Source organism: Massilia sp. BKSP1R2A-1 (assembly GCF_050586525.1).
Classification (GTDB): Bacteria; Pseudomonadota; Gammaproteobacteria; order Burkholderiales; family Burkholderiaceae_D; genus Telluria.
This window is the reverse complement of sequence record NZ_JBOBRE010000035.1, coordinates 1-1,905: the sequence shown is the minus strand read 5'-3', so window position 1 is coordinate 1,905 and position 1,905 is coordinate 1. Positions and strand designations below refer to the sequence as shown.

Here is a 1,905-nt window from a genome sequence, read left to right as displayed (position 1 = left end):
GCCATGAGCGGACGTTACGACAACCATAATGGATCTTTTGATGGAAGACATACCGGTTTCGACTACAGCGATTACAGATGAAGAGACGAGTCAGTGTCCATGCTGCGGCAGGCCAGTGTATGAGGGCGAAGGCGTTCTGGAGTCTGAAGGTCAGGAACTTGCGCACTACGGATACCGTTGGGCAGAGGGACACGAATCTCGTTTTACCCTCGGCATCTGTGCACTCGATCAGCAAGGCGCAAATGTTGCGGGCCTTGCGGTGGTGTCCGCTCGAAGTGATGGAGAACAGTTGATTTACACAGTGCTGGAACCGGAACAAGCTCCTTGGGGAGATAGTGAAGCATTGGGTAAGGTCCTAACTCGCAAGCAGCTTTTGGAAGAAGGGCTGGTGCCGAATCTCTTTGGACTGGTAGACGCAATTGCTGCGAACGAGCCCCGTATTTCATCAAGGATCACAGCCCAGTTCTCATAATTCCGGAACCTAGCGATGTCCGCTTCGGGCCGGATCCGGTCCTCGTGACAGTCCGCTACTTTTCCGCGTTGGCTACCTGCTATGCTGAGTTAAACGGCCGACTTCGGCCAGGAGCGGACATTCTTGATCCAGACCAAAAGGAACATTAATGCGTGAAGAAGACCCGGTACGCGCGAATTTCTGGAACGAGTCGGCTGGATACTGTGACTGCTGCGGGAAGCAGTTCAAAACTATCTGGGGTGATCTAGAGGATTCGTCTGGCACGAAAGCTGTCTACTTTGTGCAATGGACGGTCGATGAGCCGGAACACATGCCATGTTTCGACCTAGTCCTTGGCCCATGGGGAGATGGAAGCGCACCAAGTGACCGCGTCCTTGTTTCGCTGCTATACAAGCCTCGTCCAGGTGGAGGCTCGTTTATGGTGGCTAGCGGCAAGGGGAGACGCGCAGACGACCGCAATATTTGCGGTCGGGCACTTGAGCGATCAGACGTCGTCGGCACTGCGCTAGCGAATGAAGTGTTTTCGCTCGTGGATTCGCTCTGGTTGTCCGAACCCAGAATAGAGGCAGTTCGTGCTTTGGACGAGCTCGCAAAGTCAGGCTGCTGACGGTCCGCTTTGGGTCGCTTCCGGCCCCTCGTCACACTCTGCGACTTTCCTTCCTTGGCGAGCTGTTATGCTGAGCTCAACGGCCGCCTTCGGCCAGAAACGGTCTTCCGCAAAGGCAGAGATTGCACAGGCGCATACTGTTAGAGAAAGTTTGAGAGCCCAGCGAATGAATCGCCCGTGGCTCCGACTCGATGCCGGCAACGACGAAACCCGGACTCTTACCTATTACTTTGGGAGACAGGGCAGTGCATAAGAGACAGTGCAAGCTTGGAGTCCGCCGTTGGGAGGCAGTGCTGCTAACGCTTGCCAGTGCTGGGGCGTACGCGTGCGAGCCGCCACCAATATACCCAAACGAAGAACAGCGCATACGGGCCCAAGTGCGCGAGGCGGACAAAGTGTTCATCGCTACGATCGTGCGTGCCAATCGGAGCCCTCATGGCCAACCTACTGAGCGCCAGACCGAATCATTGGTGTTTCGCATTGATGAGGTCTACAAGGGCAAGGTGCGAGCGGGCGAGCGATACCATACAGTGACCTCTGGCTTCGGTGCTAGCTGCGGAGTGAGCGCTTGGCCAGGCACGCCGTTCCGGCCCGACAGCCCGATTCGCGACAAAGATGCGGTCATCAAGCGCTGGCTAGTTTTTATTGATGCCAACCGTCCGGGTGAATTGACGGCGCCAAGCGTGCCACTTGACGAGGCGCTCAGCGAGCTGCGACTGGTCAGGCTTGCGGTCGGGAAGAAGTGAAATGAGGCCCTCGATGCAGTCAGTCGCACCTCCCGATTAAATATTCGAGAGTTTGAAGCAAAGGACGCGAGGTCCGCTTA

The 1,905-nt window shown here is 56.2% G+C and carries 2 protein-coding genes; both read left to right on the top strand.

From position 1 onward, the window contains the following. Positions 1-28 precede the first annotated feature (28 nt). Positions 29-472: a hypothetical protein gene (locus ACQ7JA_RS24940; RefSeq protein ID WP_430902398.1), complete on the top strand. Its 444-nt coding sequence runs from the start codon at positions 29-31 to the stop codon at positions 470-472. Positions 473-1,474: 1,002 nt separating this feature from the next. Then, positions 1,475-1,825 carry a hypothetical protein gene (locus ACQ7JA_RS24935; protein ID WP_430902397.1) on the top strand — a complete coding sequence of 117 codons (351 nt, stop codon included), beginning with the start codon at positions 1,475-1,477 and terminating at the stop codon, positions 1,823-1,825. The last annotated feature ends 80 nt before the right edge of the window (positions 1,826-1,905 follow it).

What these genes read in the sequence shown, in the direction of transcription:
- ACQ7JA_RS24940 (WP_430902398.1), top strand. Translation starts at nt 29, where the DNA reads ATGGATCTTTTGATGGAAGACATACCGGTTTCGACTACAGCGATTACA.